Source organism: Kitasatospora sp. MAP12-44 (assembly GCF_029892095.1).
Lineage (GTDB): Bacteria > Actinomycetota > Actinomycetes > Streptomycetales > Streptomycetaceae > Kitasatospora.
This window is the reverse complement of sequence record NZ_JARZAE010000004.1, coordinates 2,321,623-2,336,925: the sequence shown is the minus strand read 5'-3', so window position 1 is coordinate 2,336,925 and position 15,303 is coordinate 2,321,623. Positions and strand designations below refer to the sequence as shown.

Here is a 15,303-nt window from a genome sequence, read left to right as displayed (position 1 = left end):
TCGTTTGCTCGGCGCGCGCGGGGGGTCTCATGGGGTTAGGGAGTGACGATCTGGGCACAACTTTGTCATTGCCGGTTTGTCACTGTTCCGGGACGAGCCGTGCACAGCGGCTGCCCGAGTGGGATAGCTCCTTGGCATCGGTATGTCCCGTTGTGACCGGATTCGATCAGGATTATCGTTCCGGCACCAGAGGCCGACGGGAACCGTCGGCCGGAGTCATTCGTAGATGGGGTCGAAGCCATGGCTGAGAAGGCAACGGGCACGGGCACCGCCACCAGGCGGGCCCGCCAGGCCGTGGCAGGCGACTCAGGGGAGGGTTCCGTGACCACGACACGGCGGAAGACCAGCACCACCACCGGACGTGGCGGAGCCACCAACCGGCTGCACACCCCCGCGGGCAGCGGTGCGCGGGCTGCCACCGGCGGCGCCGAGTCGGTGGACCCGGCCGAGCTGCCGGTCCGCCAGGGCGAGGAGCCGTGGACCGCCCCCGAGGTCGCCGAGCTGCACGTCGAGCTCAACAGCGAGCTGGTGCGCCTGCGCGCGGAGATCGAGGCCGCCGAGGCCGCGCTCAACGGACTGATGCGCGACTCCAACGACGGCGCCGGCGACGACCAGGTGGACGCCGGCACCAAGAACATCAACCGCGAGAGCGAGCTCTCGCTGGCCAACAACGCCCGCGACATGCTCAGCCAGACCGAGCGCGCGCTGACCCGCCTGGAGGGCATCGGCTTCGGGGTCTGCGAGTCCTGCGGCCAGGCGGTGGGCAAGGCCCGGCTGCAGGCGTTCCCGCGGGCCACCCTCTGCATCTCCTGCAAGGCGAAGCAGGAGCGCCGCTAGGACCGGTCGGTCCAAGGTCAGCCGTGCAGACGGGGTCGGGCCGGTGCGCGCAGCGCGTGCCGTACGCTCGACCCCGTAACGTCGGCCCCCATTGGCAGCGGAGCGGATCATCAGCACCCCAGGTTCCCCCCAGACCCAGGACGAGCCCGTCCCGGCCGAGGACGTGCCAGTGGAAGACGCCGCGCAGTGCGAACCGGACCAGCCGGGCGGTGCGAGTGCCGTCTCGGACGGCGAGCGCTCGGCGCTGCGCCGGCGCCGGATCGGCGTGCTCTTCTCGGTCGCGCTCTTCGCGTACGTGATCGACCTGATCAGCAAGCTGCTGGTGGTCGCCAAGCTCGAGGGCCGCGCGCCGATCAGGATCATCAGCGACGTGGTCACCCTGCAGGTGATCCGCAACCCCGGTGCCGCCTTCGGCATGGGCCAGACCATGACGGTGGTCTTCACGCTGATCGCCGCGGCCGTGATCGTGGTGATCTGGCGGATCTCGCGGCGGCTCTACAGCCTGCCCTGGGCGATCGCGCTGGGCCTGCTGCTCGGCGGGGCGCTGGGCAACCTGACCGACCGGCTGTTCCGGGCGCCCGGGGTCTTCCGCGGCCATGTGGTGGACTTCATCTCGGTGCAGCATTTCGCGGTCTTCAACCTGGCCGACTCGGCGATCGTGTGCGGCGGGATCCTGGTGGTACTGCTCTCGTTCCGCGGCAGCAACCCGGACGGTTCCACCCACAGCCAGGTGACCGAGAGCCGCGCGGCCAAGAGCGAGTAGCTGGTTGCGGCATACTCGTACGGGTGAGTACCGCAGCGCAGATCCGCACCCTTCCCGTACCGGACGGCCTTGAGGGCGAGCGTCTCGACGCCGCCCTCGCCCGCATGTTCGGCTTCTCCCGCACCAAGGCCGCCGAGTTGGCCGCCGAGGGCAAGGTCCGGATCGACGGCGACCTGGCCGGCAAGTCCGACCGGGTGATGGCCGGCTCCTGGATGGAGGTCGAGATCCCGGCGCCCGCCGCACCCGTGCAGATCGTCGCCGAGTTCGTCGAGGGCATGCGGATCGTCCATGACGACCAGGACATCGTGCTGGTCGACAAGCCGGTCGGGGTCGCCGCGCACCCCAGCCCCGGCTGGACCGGCCCCACCGTGATCGGCCACCTGGCCGCCGCCGGCTACCGGATCTCCACCTCGGGGGCCGCCGAGCGCCAGGGCATCGTGCACCGCCTGGACGTCGGCACCTCGGGCCTGATGGTGGTCGCCAAGTCGGAGCGCGCCTACACCGACCTCAAGCGCCAGTTCCACGACCGGGTGACGGTGAAGAAGTACCACACCCTGGTCCAGGGCCACCCGGACCCGCTGAGCGGCACCGTGGACGCCCCGATCGGCCGCCACCCCAGCTCCGACTGGAAGTGGGCGGTCACCCAGGCCGGCAAGCCCTCGGTCACCCACTACGACCTGATCGAGGCCTACCGGGCCGCCTCGCTGCTTGACGTCAAGCTGGAGACCGGCCGCACCCACCAGATCCGGGTGCACATGTCGGCGCTGCGCCACCCCTGCGTCGGCGACCTCACCTACGGCGCCGACCCGACGCTCGCCAAGCGGCTGGGCCTGAGCCGGCAGTGGCTGCACGCGGTCTCGCTGGGCTTCGAGCACCCGTCGGACGGCGAGTGGGTGGAGTTCACCAGCGACTACGCGGACGACCTGCAGAAGGCGCTGGACGTCATCTCGGCGGAGAGCTGATGGAGGTCCGCGTCGCCGTGGAGCCCGCGGATCTCGCGCTGGCGCGCCAGGTCCGGCTCGAGGTCTTCGTCGAGGAGCAGAACGTCCCGGTGGAGCTGGAGTACGACGAGCTGGACGCCACCTCGCTGCACCTGCTCGCGGTCGGCGCGGACGGCGCGCCGCTCGGCACCGCCCGGCTGATCAGTGGCGCCGAGGCGCTGAAGCTCACCGGCGTCGCCGACCGGGTGCTGCTCGGACGGCTCGCGGTGGTCAAGGCGGCCCGGGGGACCGGGCTCGGCGCGGAGCTGGTCCGGGCGATCGAGACGGCCGGGCGTGAGCTGGGCGCGCGGGAGTGCGAGCTGCATGCCCAGGTGCAGGCGCTGGGCTTCTACGAGCGGCTCGGTTATGCGGCCGAGGGCCCGGTCTACGACGACGCGGGGATCCCGCACCGCACCATGGTGAAGCTCTTCTGATCGTCTTTTGAGCGGTCCCCCCGTCCGGGGCGTCAGGTCCCCCCACTACGCTCTGGGGCGGCACGACGCCACTGACCTGGACGGGGGACCCTCATGCGCTACCTGGTGCGCGACCGGATGTTCGCGTTTCACGAAGAAGCCTGGATCGAGAGCGAGCACCGCGAGAAGCTCTTCCGCGTCAACAAGAAGCTGTTCCGCCTGCGCACCACCTTCGCCGTCGTGGACACCCGGGGCACCGTGGTGGCGACCATCGTCAAGAAGGCGTTCACCTTCCACCACACCATCCTGATCAAGCACGACGGCCAGCTGCTGGCCAAGTTCAGCAAGAAGAACTTCAAGCTGTTCGGCGACCGCTTCAAGGTCAAGCTCCGCGACGGGCGCAAGCTGCGGATAGCCGGGAACCTCTGGGACCGCGAGTTCGACATCCAGCACGAGGGCAGCACGCTCGCGCACATATCCCGGCGCTGGTTCACCCTGCGGGACACCTACGCGGTCGACGTCATGAGCCAGCAGGACGCGCTGCTGCTGGTGATCATGGCGGTCTGCGTGGACCACACCCTGCAGGACGCCAAGGGCGAGCGGCTCACCAACTTCTGACGGCTCACCGCTCACGCTCACCGCTCACCTCTCGCCGGTGCGGATCCGCGGGAGTGCGCCCGGGTGCTCGTCGCGCAGGAAGGCCAGCAGGTCCTCGCGGACCTGGCAGCGCAGCAGGAAGGTCTCCGCGGGACTGCGGGCGGTCATCGTCGCCCGCACCACCACGGTGCTCGGCGTGCTGTCGACGACCCGCAGCGCCCACTCGGCGCCGTCCCAGTGCGCGCTGCCCGCCAGGGTCTCGCGCAGGCGTTCGCGCAGCTCGGGCATCGGCGTGGTGTGGTCCAGGTGCAGCAGGACCACCGCCAGCAGCCCCGGGTCCTTGCGGGTCCAGTTCTCGAACGGCTTGCTGACGAAGTACGAGACCGGCACGATCAGCCGGCGGTAGTCCCACAGCCGCACCACCAGGTAGGTGAGGGTGATCTCCTCCACCTCGCCCTGCTGCCCCTCGACGACCACGGTGTCGCCGATCCGCACCGTGTCGCCGAAGGCGATCTGCAGGCCGGCGAAGAGGTTGCCCAGCGTGCTCTGCGCGGCGATGCCCGCGACGACGCCGATCAGTCCGGCCGAGGCCAGCAGGCTGGCGCCGACGGTGCGCATCGCCTCGAAGGTCAGCAGCATCACCGCCACCGTGACCACCACGATCAGCGCGCCGGTCATCCGGCGCAGCATGCTGATCCGGGTGTGCACACGCTGCAGGCGGGCGGGATCGTCGGCCGTCGTCTCGTAGCGGCTGAGCACCGCCTCCAGGATCGCCGCCGTGATCCTGACGGTCAGCCAGCCCAGGCCCGCGATCAGCACCAGCAGCAGGGCGTGCTGGAAGTCGCGATCGGGCAGGTCGAGCAGCCGGGCCGGCAGCCGCGCGGCCATCAGCAGACCGACGGCCACCACCAGTTGCAGCGGCACTCGGCAGCGCCGCAGCAGTGCCCAGACCCGCGCTTCGGGCCGCCGGGCCCCGGCCCGTTGCAGCGCCTGATCGACCAGCCAGCCGACGGCCAGCGTGACGGCGACGACGGCGAGCAGAGCGAGCAGCGGCCAGAGCACGGGATCACGATAGGCGGGTTGCTACCGGTTTCGGGTGATTGAGGGGGCTTCGCAGGGCCCTTGGCGGATCCTCAGAACCGACGGGTAGGGTCGCTATCCATGAACCTGGTTGGCCTTTGGCGCCGTTGGCGCGGCCGGAGCAGACCGACACCCCGACGGCTGGCAGCGGCGCTGCTGGCACTGCTCGTGCTGGTCGGGCTCGGCACGGCGGTGGCGGTGGCCGGCGGCGCCGCGCCCGTCCGCGAGCAGGACCAGTTCCTGGCGATGCCCGAGACCCCCGGCAGCGCGCAGCAGGTCTCCATCGACACCTCGTTCTTCACCACCGGCAGCTCCCCGCGCCCGGCGATCCTGCTGGCCCACGGCTTCGGTGGCAGCAAGGCGGACGAGGCGGGCGAGGCCCGCACGCTGGCCCGCGACGGCTACGCCGTGCTCACCTGGTCCTCGCGCGGCTTCGGCCACTCCACCGGGCAGATCGGCCTCAACGCGCCCGACCGCGAGGTGCAGGACGTCAAGCACCTGGTCGACTGGCTGGCCAAGCGCCCCGAAGTCCAGCTCGACGCGCCCGGCGACCCCCGGGTCGGGATCACCGGCGCCTCGTACGGCGGCGCGATCGCGCTGCTCGCCGCGGCGGCCGACCCCCGGATCGACGCCGTCGCCACCCGGATCACCTGGTGGAACCTGGCCGACGCGCTCTTTCCGCAGGGCGTCCAGGGCGGTTCGGCCGAGGACGGGGTGTTCAAGAAGCTCTGGGCCGGGATCTTCTTCACCAGCGGCTCGACCGGCGGCGACCTGACCGCGTCCACCACCGGCAAGCCTGTGACCGGCCCGAGCGCCGGCGGCGGCCCGGTGGGCTGCGGGCGGTTCCTGGACACCCTGTGCGCGATGTACAACCGGGTCGCCACCACCGGCCACGCCGACCCGGCGGCGATCGCGCTGCTCGACCAGTCCAGCCCCTCCTCGGTGGCGGACAAGCTGAAGGTGCCGACCCTGGTGGTACAGGGCGAGCAGGACTCGCTCTTCCCGCTCGACCAGGGCGACGCGATCGCCAAGGCGGTCGCCGCCAATGGCGCGCCGGTGGCCGTCGACTGGTTCGCCGGCGGCCACGACGGCGGCACCGAGACCAGCGACCGGGTGGACGCCCGGGTCGCCGCCTGGTTCGGCCACTACTTGAAGCACCAGGACACCAGCACAGGACCGGCCTTCCGGGTCACCCGGACCGGCGGAGTGGACTCCACCGGCTTCCAGGCCGTGCTCAGCGGCGCCGACGCCGACCGCTACCCCGGACTGAACGGCACCGGCTCCGCGTCGGTGGCGCTGACCGGTGCTCAGCAGACCTTCGCCAACCCGCCCGGCGGCGCCCCGCCGGCCATCTCCACCGTCCCCGGCCTCGGCGCGCTCTCACAGGCCTCCGCGCTGGGCGTCGGTGTCTCCGTCGACTTCCCCGGCCAGTACGCCGAGTTCGACTCCGCGCCGCTGAGCTCCCCGGTCCAGCTCACCGGCAGCCCGCAGATCTCCGTCCAGGTGCACTCCGACCAGCCGGACGCCGTGCTCTTCGGCAAGGTCTACGACGTCGGCCCGGACGGCAAGCGCACCCTGCCGCAGCAGCTCGCCGCCCCGCTACGGGTCACCGGCGCCGACGTACCGGGCGGGCGGACGGTGCGGATCACGCTGCCCGCCGTGGACCACCCCCTCGCCGCCGGGCACAAGCTGGCCCTGGTGCTGGCCGCCACCGACCTCGCGTACGCCTCGCCCGCGCAGCCCGCGACCTACCAGGTCTCGGTGGCGGGCCCGCTGACCGTCCCGACGGTGGCCGGGCTGCGCACCGAGGCGGCGCCGCTGCCCGCGCGCACCTGGGTGCTGCCGCTGGTGGCGCTGGGGGTGGCCGCGCTGCTGCTGCTCCCGTCGGTGCTTCAGTTGGTGCGCCGGCGCCGCGGGCAGTTTGAGTTCGATCCGGAGCTGGCCGGGGTACCGCTGCGGATCACCGGCCTGAGCAAGCGCTACAAGGGCGCCACCGACCGCTACGCCGTCCGGGAACTGGACGTCCGGGTCGAGGCGGGCCAGGTGCTCGGCCTGCTCGGACCCAACGGCGCCGGCAAGACCACCACGCTGCGGATGCTGATGGGCCTGATCCGCCCCGACGCCGGCGAGATCCGGGTCTTCGGCCACGCGGTGCGCCCCGGCGCCCCGGTGCTCTCCCGGATCGGGTCCTTCGTCGAGGGCGCCGGCTTCCTGCCGCACCTCACCGGGCGCGCCAACCTGCGGCTCTACTGGCAGGCCACCGGCCGTCCCGCCGAGGACGCGCACCTGGAGGAGGCGCTGGTCATCGCCGACCTCGGCGAGGCGCTGGACCGGGCCGTACGCACCTACTCGCAGGGCATGCGGCAGCGGCTGGCGATCGCCCAGGCCATGCTCGGCCTGCCCGACCTGCTGATCCTGGACGAGCCGACCAACGGCCTCGACCCGCCGCAGATCCGCGAGATGCGCGAGGTGCTGATCCGCTACGCGGCCGCCGGGCGGACCGTCATCGTCTCCAGCCACCTGCTCTCCGAGGTCGAGCAGAGCTGCACACACCTGGTGGTAATGGACCGCGGCAGGCTGGTCAGCGCCGGCGCCGTCGCGGAGATCGTCGGCGCGGGCGAGCTGCTGCTGGTCGGCACGCCCGCGTCGTACGGCGTCGAGGAGCTGACGGCTGCTGCGGGGAAGGTGGCCGCGCTGCCCGGGATCGGGGCCGCTGAGGTCGCCGGGCACGGGCTGCTGATCCGGCTGGACGGCCTGACGGCCGCCGAACTGCTCGCCGAACTCGTCCGGCTGGACATCCCCGTGGAGCGGGCCGGACCGCACCGCCGCCTGGAGGATGCCTTCCTCTCCCTGATCGGAGGCCCAGCGTGACCGTTCCTGGTGTGCTTGATACCGACCGTGCGGCCGGCTACAGCCCGCGCCGCACGCTGCCGCTGCGCACTGAGGTGGTGCGCCAGCTGCGGCGACGGCGGACGATGATCATCATGGCGGTGCTGTTCGCCCTGCCGTTCATCGTGCTGGTGGCGTTCCAGATCGGCGGAACGCCGAGCCGGCCCGGCCAGACCACCTTCGTCGACCTGGCGACCGCCTCGGGCCCCAACTTCGCGGCCACCATGCTCTTCATGGGCACCGGGTTCCTGCTGGTCATCCCGGTGGCGCTGTTCTGCGGGGACACCGTCGCCGCCGAGGCGAACTGGTCCTCGCTGCGCTACCTGCTGGCCGCGCCGGTGCCGCGAGCCCGGCTGCTGGTCCGCAAGTTCACCGTCGGCCTGCTCTTCTCGGCCGCCGCGATCGTGCTGCTGCCACTGGTCGGCCTGGCGGTCGGCACCGCCGCGTACGGCTGGGGCGACCTGCGGCTGCCGACCGGCGACAGCCTGCCGGCCGCGGACGCGCTGCCGCGCCTGGCGATCGCCGTCGCCTTCGTGTTCCTGGGCGAACTGGTGGTCGGCGCACTGGCGTTCTACCTCTCGACCGCGACGGACGCCCCGCTCGGCGCGGTCGGCGGGGCGGTCTTCATCTCGATCCTCACCGGCGTGCTGGACGCCATCACGGCACTGGGCGGCCTGCGCGAGTGGCTGCCCGCGCACTGGCAGTACGCCTGGGCGGACGCGCTGCAGCCGCACCTGGAGTGGGGCGGCATGGTGCAGGGGGTGACCATCTCGCTGTCGTACGCGGTGATCCTGCTGGCGCTGGCGTTCCGGGGGTTCGCTCGCAAGGACGTGGTGTCGTAGCCCGGTAGGAGACACGGCTCGACCCGGGTCCAGTCGCTCACGCTGCTGGGGCTGATGGTGGCAGCGTAGGCCGTGTGCCGGTTGGGCTGGGATCATGGTGGGGTTCTTGTTTTTGCGACTTCCTGGAGTTTCCGGTGGCTCAGATCGTTCTCTTCCACTCCGCCTATGGGTTGCGGCCGGCTGTTCAGGCCGCGGCTGAGCGGCTGCGCGGGGCTGGGCACCAGGTGAGTGTGCCCGATGTGTTTGACGGGCGGGTGTTCGAGACGGTGGAGGAGGGGATGGCGTACCAGGAGGACATCGGCACGGACGAGTTGCTGCGGCGGGCGGTCGGGGTGGTGGCGAAGCTGCTGGCTGCCGGGGGTGAGGGGCTGGTGTATGCCGGGTTCTCGCTCGGGGGCGCGTTGGCGCAGAACCTGGCGCTCGCGGATGAGGGCGCGCGGGGGTTGCTGCTGCTGCACGGGACGTCGGATGTCCGGGATGACGCGGTGACCGAGGTGCCCGTGCAGTTGCATGTGGCCGAGCCGGATCCGTTCGAGACCGAGGACTGGCTGAACGCGTGGTACCTGCGGATGCGCAAGGCTGGGGCGGAGGTCGAGGTGCACCGCTACCGGGGTGCCGGGCACCTGTTCACCGACCCGGAGCTGCCCGACTATGACGCGGAGGCGGCCGAGCAGACCTGGGCGGCGGCGTTGGACTTCCTGGCCGAGCTGGGCTGAGGCCGGTCAGACGGTGGGCGGGGCCGGGGGGACCGGCGGGGCGTCCACCGCGGCGGGCGGGGTGCCGTACGCGGGCGCGGGCGGGGTGCCGTACGCGGGGGCCTGCTGGGGGAGCGGCGGCGGGGAGTACGGGGAGCTCGGCTGGTACGCGTAGTACGGCTGGGCGGGCGGCGCCGGCGGGATCTGCGGGGCCGGGCGCGGGGTGCGGGTGGCCAGCACGATGATCGCGAAGACCACCGCGATCAGCATCTGCGCGATCTCGTCGGCGTTGAGCAGCAGGTTGCTGAGCGGCTTGGTGAGGCCGGCGGAGGGATCCGGGTTCGGTCCGGCCAGCTGCGCGGCCAGCACCTGGATCGTCCCGTACGCGTTGACGGTGAGCAGGACGGTTCCGCCGGCCCGGATCCAACTCCGGCCCGTGAAGCCGGCGATGACCATGACGAGCAGCGCCACGCAGGTGGACAGGTCGCCGGCGAAGAAGCCGACCGGCGCGTTCACGAAGGTCGTGTAGCTGAAGCCGAAGGCCGTACCCAGGTAGGCCGCGCCCTTCTGCTCCATGTCGTAGGCCAGGACGGCCAGTTCGAGCACCAGGGTGAGAATCATCAGCACCGCGAGGCCCGGCAGGGCTGCGCTGCCGGGGGCCTTGACCGGCGGTCTGAGGTAGCTGGTGGCGGCTGGCGGCGGGTAGCTCATGGTGTGGGTTTCCCCCCTCTGGACGGCGCGGTCCTCGGCCTCTCCGTGGCCCGTCGCGCGCTGAGAGTAGCGCGCGACGGGCCGGCCGACGAGGAGGGACGCCGTCCAGGGTGCTACTCGACGGCCCAGGCGCCCGGGCCCAGCAGGGTCTTGATCTCGCTGGCGAAGGCGCCGTTGTCCGGGTTGACCATGAAGCCGAGCTCGAACAGGACGCTCTTCTGGTAGCCCTTCATCTGCAGCCGGACCGGGACGTCGCCCGGGTGGGCGCGCAGCGAGCGCTTGAGTTCGGCGGTCAACTGCGGGGTGATCCGCTTCTCCTGGATCGTCAGCTTGATCGGCGGCTTGCCGCCGTGCTCGGCGGAGGAGATGTCCAGCGTGGTGATCTCCTGGCCGAAGATGCTCAAGCTGCCGTCGCGCTCGTTGAGCCGGCCGCGGGCCGAGATGACGTTGTCCTCGACCATCTGCTCGGACATCAGGTTGTACGTGGCGGGGAAGAACAGCACCTCGACCGAGCCGTCGCGGTCGGCCAGCGTGATGATCGCCCAGGGGTTGCCGGCCTTGTTGATCCGGCGGTCCACCGAGGTGATCAGCCCGGCGAGCTTGACCTCGCCCTCGGTGCGTCCGGAGCCCATCAGCTCGGCGATCGAGGTGTCCCGGTTGCGGGAGAGGATGTGCTCGGCGCCGTCCAGCGGGTGGCTGGAGACGTACAGACCGAGCATCTCCCGTTCCAGGCTGAGCAGTTGGCGGCGCGGCCACTCGCGGTCGGTGAGTTCGAAGTCCAGCCCGATGGCCGGTACGTCCTCCCCGGTGTCCATCGCGCCGAACAGGTCGTCCTGCCCGATCGCCTGCTGCTTCTTGACGCCGGTGACGGCGTCGATCGCGTTCTCGTGCACGGTGGTCAGCGACAGCCGGGTGTGCCCGAGGGAGTCGAACGCGCCCGCCTTGATCAGCGAGTCGATGGTGCGCTTGTTGCACACCACCAGCTCGACCTTGTCCAGGAAGTCCGCGAAGGAGGTGTACTTGCCCTTCGACTTTCGGGTGGCGACCAGCGAGTCGATGACGTTGACGCCGACGTTGCGCACCGCCTTCAGGCCGAAGCGGACGTCGCTGCCGACGGCGGTGAAGTCGACCACGGACTCGTTGACGTCCGGGGAGAGGATCTTGATGCCCATCTGCCGGCACTCCGCCAGATAGATCGCCATCTTGTCCTTGTCGTCCGCCACCGAGGTGAGCAGCGCCGCCATGTACTCGGCCGGGTAGTTGGCCTTGAGATAGGCGGTCTGGTAGGAGACCAGGCCGTACGCGGCGGAGTGCGATTTATTGAACGCGTAGCCGGCGAACGGGACCAGGACGTCCCAGACCGCCTGGATCGCCTCGTCCGAGTAGCCGCGCTCCTGGCAGCCCGCGTGGAAGGGGACGAACTCCTTCTCCAGGACCTCTTTCTTCTTCTTGCCCATCGCGCGGCGCAGCAGGTCTGCCTGTCCGAGGCTGTAGCCGGCCAGCACCTGGGCGGCTCGCTGCACCTGCTCCTGGTAGACGATCAGACCGTAGGTGGGGCCGAGAACCTCCTTCAGAGGCTCCTCCAGCTCCGGGTGGATCGGGATGATCTCCTGCTGGCCGTTCTTGCGCAGCGCGTAGTTGGTGTGCGAGTTCATGCCCATCGGACCGGGCCGGTACAGCGCCGAGACGGCGGAGATGTCGGCGAACTCGGTGGGCTTCATCAGCTTGAGCAGCGCGCGCATCGGGCCGCCATCGAGCTGGAAGACACCCAGGGTGTCACCGCGGGCCAGCAGCTCGTAGGTGGTGGGGTCGTCCAGCGCGATCTTCTCGATGTCGACGTCGACACCGCGGTTGGACTTCACGATCTTGATGCAGTGGTCGATGATGCCCAGGTTCCGCAGACCCAGGAAGTCCATCTTGATCAGGCCCATGGCTTCGCACGACGGGTAGTCGAAGCCGGTGATGATCACGCCGTCCTTGTCCCGCTTGTGCAGCGGGACGAGTTCGAGCAGCGGGGTGGAGGAGAGGATGACGGCAGCGGCGTGCACGCCGGTACCGCGGATCAGGCCTTCGATGCCGAGACCGGTGTCGATGATCTTCTTGACGTCGGGCTCGTTGGCGTAGAGCGCCCGGATCTCGGTGCCCTCGTTGTAGCGCGGGTGCTTCTCGTTGAACAGGTCGGCGAGCGGGACGCCCTTGCCCATCACGTCCGGCGGCATCGCCTTGGTGATCCGGTCGCCCATCGCGAAGGGGTAGCCGAGGATCCGGTTGGCGTCCTTGACGGCGGCCTTGGCCTTGATGGTGCCGAAGGTGTTCACCTGGGCGGTGTACGCCTCGCCGTACTTGTCCGTGACGTAGCGCACCATCTGGTCGCGCTGGCGGTCGTCGAAGTCGATGTCGACGTCGGGGGGGTTGATGCGCTCGGGGTTCAGGAACCGCTCGAACAGCAGATCGTGCTCGAGTGGGTCCAGCTCGGTGATCCGGGTGAGGTAGGACACCATCGAGCCGGCCGCCGAACCACGGCCCGGGCCGACCGGGATGCCGTTGTCGCGGGCGTACTGGCAGATGTCGGCGACCACGAGGAAGTAGGCGTCGAAGCCCATCGGGGAGATGACGCCCATCTCCAGCTCGACCCGGTCCAGCACCTCCTGGCTCGGGTTGTCGCCGTAGCGCACCTTCAGGCCGGCGGCGATCTTCTGGCGCAGGAACGAGGCCTGGGTCTCGCCCTCGGGGACGTCGAACTGCGGCATCCGGTCGACGTAGTTGAAGACCTCGTCGTAGGGCTGGATTCGCTCGGCGATCGCCAGGGTGTTGTCGCAGGCCTCCGGGAGCTCGCGGAACAGCTCCCGCATCTCCTCGGCAGTCTTGATGTAGTAGCCGGAACCGGCGAACTTGAAGCGGTTGGGGTCGTCCTTGTTCTTGCCCACCCCGACGCAGAGCAGGCTGTCATGAGCGTCGGCCTGGTCCTCGGTGACGTAGTGCGAGTCATTGGTGGCCAACAGTGGGATGTTCAGCTCTTTGGCGAGGCGCAGCAGGCCGTCGCGGACGTCCCGCTCGATGGACAGGCCGTGGTCCATCAGCTCCAGGAAGTAGTTATCCCTGCCGAAGATGTCCTGGTAGGCGCCGGCGGCCTTGACCGCCTCCTCGTACTGGCCCAGGCGTAGCCGGGTCTGCACCTCTCCGGAAGGACACCCGGTGGTGGCGATAATCCCGGTGGCGTTCTGCGAGATCAGCTCGCGGTCCATTCGAGGCTTGCTGTAGTACCCCTCCATGGACGCCAGAGAGGAGAGCTTGAAGAGGTTGCGCAGACCGGTGACGTTCTCGGCCCACATGGTCATGTGGGTGAAGCGTCCGCCGCCGGAGACGTCCTTGCCACCCTCGCCGTCCGCGCTGGGCGCCCGCTGCCCGCCAGGAGCCCAGAAGGTCTGCTTCTTGTGGAAGCGCGAGCCCGGCGCGACGTACGCCTCGATCCCGATGATCGGCTTGACCGGCCCGCCCTTGGACTTCTGGAAGAACTCGTAGGCGCCGAACATGTTGCCGTGGTCGCTCATCGCGATGGCCTGCATACCCTGCCGCTCGGCCTCGGTGAACAGCTTGCCGTTCTTGGCCGCCCCGTCCAGCATCGAGTACTCGGTGTGAACGTGCAGGTGCACAAAGCCGTCAGCCACAGGTGGTCTCCTGATCCGGGGGAACAACCCACCCTATCGCCGCGAGGGGGGTGACTCGCCTGGCTCCGGAGGCCTCTGCGCCGGTTGGCGCGCACTGTCCCAGCTCACCGGGCCGAAGGCGGCCAGTGTAAAGCTTCTGTGACCGTTGCGGGACGCGCGTGCCGCGTCCCGCAACGGCCGCTGTCAGGCGGGTGCGATGTCGCTACTCACCGGAGTTGCACTGGGAGCACGGGCCCGGGTCTGGGTTCGCGCAGTCAGCGAGTGCGGCGGTGGGCCAGAAGTCGAGGTCGACCAGGAAGCCGAGCGAGCCGATGGTGTCCAGGGCGCGAGCGACCGGCGTCTTCTTGTCCGGGACGGCAGCGGGCTGTCCGGCTGCGGCCCGGTGAGCGCGGCGATCCGGCGCGCCTCTGCCAGGTGTCCCCGTGCCGTAGTTGAAGCGTCGGTGCGTGGCTTTCTGGTGGTTTGTCAGCTTGCAAATGTCCGGGCTAGTTTGTCGGTTGTGAGGACCGAGCTGGTGAAGCGGGCGTTCAAGTACCGCTTCCATCCCACCGACGAGCAGGCGGCCGAGCTGATCCGCACGTTCGGGTGCGTGCGCAAGGTCTACAACCTGGCGCTGGACGCTCGCACGACGGCGTGGTGCCAGCGTCAGGAGCGGGTGAACTACAACGCCACCTCGGCGATGCTCACCGGATGGAAGAAGACGGATGAGCTGTCGTTCCTCGCAGAGGTGTCCTCGGTGCCGCTGCAGCAGGCGCTGCGGCATCTGCAAGGCGCGTTCTCGAACTTCTGGGACGGTTGGGCGAAGTACCCCCGGTTCAAGTCGAAGCGCAGGACACGCAGATCTGCGGAGTACACCAGATCCGGGTTCAGGTTCCGTGCTGGCCGTCTGACACTGGCGAAGATGACGGAACCGCTGGACATCGTGTGGTCGCGTCCGTTGCCCGACGGTGTGGAGCCGTCCACGGTCACGGTGTCGCAGGACAGTGCCGGACGCTGGTTCGTGTCGATGCTGTGCGAGGACGTGAGTGTCAAGCCCCTGCCCACCGTTGACACGGTGGTGGGGATCGACGCTGGCATCACCGCACTGGTCACCCTCTCCACAGGGGAGAAGATCGCGAATCCGCGGCACGAGAGGAAGGAGCGCGAGCGGCTGGCGAAGGCGCAGCGGAACCTCGCGAAGAAGGACAAGGGCAGCCGAAACCGGGACAAGGCCCGTGTCAAGGTCGCGCGCGTCCACGCGCGGATCGCCGACCGGCGCAGGGACGGACTGCACAAGCTCACCACTCGACTCGTCCGCGAAAACCAAGTGGTCGTGATCGAGGATCTGACGGTCAGCGGCATGCTGAAGAACCGCACGCTCGCCCGTGCCATCAGCGATGCCGCATGGTCGGAGTTGCGGTCGATGCTGCAGTACAAGGCCGGCTGGTACGGGCGGACGGTGATTACCGTCGACCGCTGGTACCCGTCGACCAAGACCTGCTCCGGCTGCGGGTACGTCAAGCAGAGCGTGCCCCTGAGTGAACGCACCTTCCGGTGCGAGCGCTGCCCTCTCGTCCTTGATCGGGACGTGAATGCGGCGCGGAACATCAAAGCCGCCGGGCTGGCGGTGTTGGCCTGTGGAGCTGGTGTAAGACCTCAACGGAGTCATCCGGGCAGGCCGTCGGCGACGAAGCAGGAACTGCGGCGGGCAACCGCCGTTGGACTCGCCGTCCCGTAGGACGGAGAGTGAAGTCAAGTAGTAGCCCTCCATGGAGAGCTTGAAGAGGTCACGCAGGAAGATGACGTTCACAGCAGGATGGCCGGACCCCGCAGGGCCCGGCCATCCTGC

12 protein-coding genes are annotated in these 15,303 nt (G+C 69.8%); 9 read left to right on the top strand and 3 right to left on the bottom strand.

Annotated features, from left to right (window positions below; all coding sequences use genetic code 11):
• The first annotated feature begins 321 nt into the window (after window positions 1–321).
• The 5 genes from P3T34_RS11015 (at window position 322) to P3T34_RS10995 (ending at window position 3,611) form a co-directional block, all read left to right on the top strand.
• Window positions 322–837 (top strand): TraR/DksA family transcriptional regulator, encoded by a 516-nt coding sequence (locus P3T34_RS11015; protein ID WP_280665846.1) that lies wholly within the window; start codon window positions 322–324, stop codon window positions 835–837.
• A gap of 169 nt (window positions 838–1,006) precedes the next feature.
• Window positions 1,007–1,600, top strand: coding sequence for a signal peptidase II (gene lspA, locus P3T34_RS11010; RefSeq protein WP_280665845.1), 594 nt, complete (start codon window positions 1,007–1,009; stop codon window positions 1,598–1,600).
• Window positions 1,601–1,623: 23 nt separating this feature from the next.
• Window positions 1,624–2,562, top strand: a complete 939-nt coding sequence (locus tag P3T34_RS11005; RefSeq protein WP_280665844.1) for an RluA family pseudouridine synthase — start codon at window positions 1,624–1,626, stop codon at window positions 2,560–2,562.
• Window positions 2,562–3,014, top strand: coding sequence for a GNAT family N-acetyltransferase (locus tag P3T34_RS11000; RefSeq protein WP_280665843.1), 453 nt, complete (start codon window positions 2,562–2,564; stop codon window positions 3,012–3,014). Before P3T34_RS11005 ends, P3T34_RS11000 begins: the two co-directional genes overlap by 1 nt.
• A gap of 93 nt (window positions 3,015–3,107) precedes the next feature.
• On the top strand, window positions 3,108–3,611 hold the full coding sequence (locus P3T34_RS10995) for an LURP-one-related family protein (protein ID WP_280665842.1): 504 nt from the start codon (window positions 3,108–3,110) through the stop codon (window positions 3,609–3,611).
• A gap of 24 nt (window positions 3,612–3,635) precedes the next feature.
• Here P3T34_RS10995 and P3T34_RS10990 read toward each other — a convergent pair whose 3' ends face one another.
• Window positions 3,636–4,652 (bottom strand): mechanosensitive ion channel domain-containing protein, encoded by a 1,017-nt coding sequence (locus P3T34_RS10990; RefSeq protein ID WP_280665841.1) that lies wholly within the window; start codon window positions 4,650–4,652, stop codon window positions 3,636–3,638.
• 99 nt (window positions 4,653–4,751) lie between these two features.
• On the opposite strand from P3T34_RS10990, the gene P3T34_RS10985 reads away from it, so the two are divergent.
• The 3 genes from P3T34_RS10985 (at window position 4,752) to P3T34_RS10975 (ending at window position 9,117) form a co-directional block, all read left to right on the top strand.
• A complete protein-coding gene (locus P3T34_RS10985) occupies window positions 4,752–7,541 on the top strand; it encodes an alpha/beta fold hydrolase (protein ID WP_280665840.1) in 2,790 nt (929 codons plus the stop codon).
• Between the two features lie 11 nt (window positions 7,542–7,552).
• A complete protein-coding gene (locus P3T34_RS10980; RefSeq protein ID WP_280665839.1) occupies window positions 7,553–8,401 on the top strand; it encodes an ABC transporter permease subunit in 849 nt (282 codons plus the stop codon).
• 134 nt (window positions 8,402–8,535) lie between these two features.
• Entirely contained in the window at window positions 8,536–9,117 is a 582-nt protein-coding gene (locus tag P3T34_RS10975) for a dienelactone hydrolase family protein (protein WP_280665838.1), read from the top strand.
• 6 nt (window positions 9,118–9,123) lie between these two features.
• Here the strand turns inward: P3T34_RS10975 and P3T34_RS10970 are convergent, their stop codons facing one another.
• Entirely contained in the window at window positions 9,124–9,807 is a 684-nt protein-coding gene (locus P3T34_RS10970; protein ID WP_280665837.1) for a hypothetical protein, read from the bottom strand.
• A gap of 113 nt (window positions 9,808–9,920) precedes the next feature.
• Complete coding sequence (gene dnaE / locus P3T34_RS10965) at window positions 9,921–13,475, bottom strand: DNA polymerase III subunit alpha (RefSeq protein ID WP_280665836.1); 3,555 nt, start codon at window positions 13,473–13,475, stop codon at window positions 9,921–9,923.
• A gap of 499 nt (window positions 13,476–13,974) precedes the next feature.
• Here dnaE and P3T34_RS10960 point away from each other — a divergent pair, with 499 nt between their 5' ends.
• Window positions 13,975–15,192: an RNA-guided endonuclease TnpB family protein gene (locus tag P3T34_RS10960; RefSeq protein WP_280665835.1), complete on the top strand. Its 1,218-nt coding sequence runs from the start codon at window positions 13,975–13,977 to the stop codon at window positions 15,190–15,192.
• Window positions 15,193–15,303 lie beyond the last annotated feature (111 nt).

Bases quoted from the DNA above. Each gene is read 5' to 3' on its own strand.
- P3T34_RS11000 (WP_280665843.1), top strand. From the start codon at position 2,562: ATGGAGGTCCGCGTCGCCGTGGAGCCCGCGGATCTCGCGCTGGCGCGC.
- P3T34_RS10970 (WP_280665837.1), bottom strand. From the start codon at position 9,807: ATGAGCTACCCGCCGCCAGCCGCCACCAGCTACCTCAGACCGCCGGTC.
- P3T34_RS10985 (WP_280665840.1), top strand. From the start codon at position 4,752: ATGAACCTGGTTGGCCTTTGGCGCCGTTGGCGCGGCCGGAGCAGACCG.
- P3T34_RS10995 (WP_280665842.1), top strand. From the start codon at position 3,108: ATGCGCTACCTGGTGCGCGACCGGATGTTCGCGTTTCACGAAGAAGCC.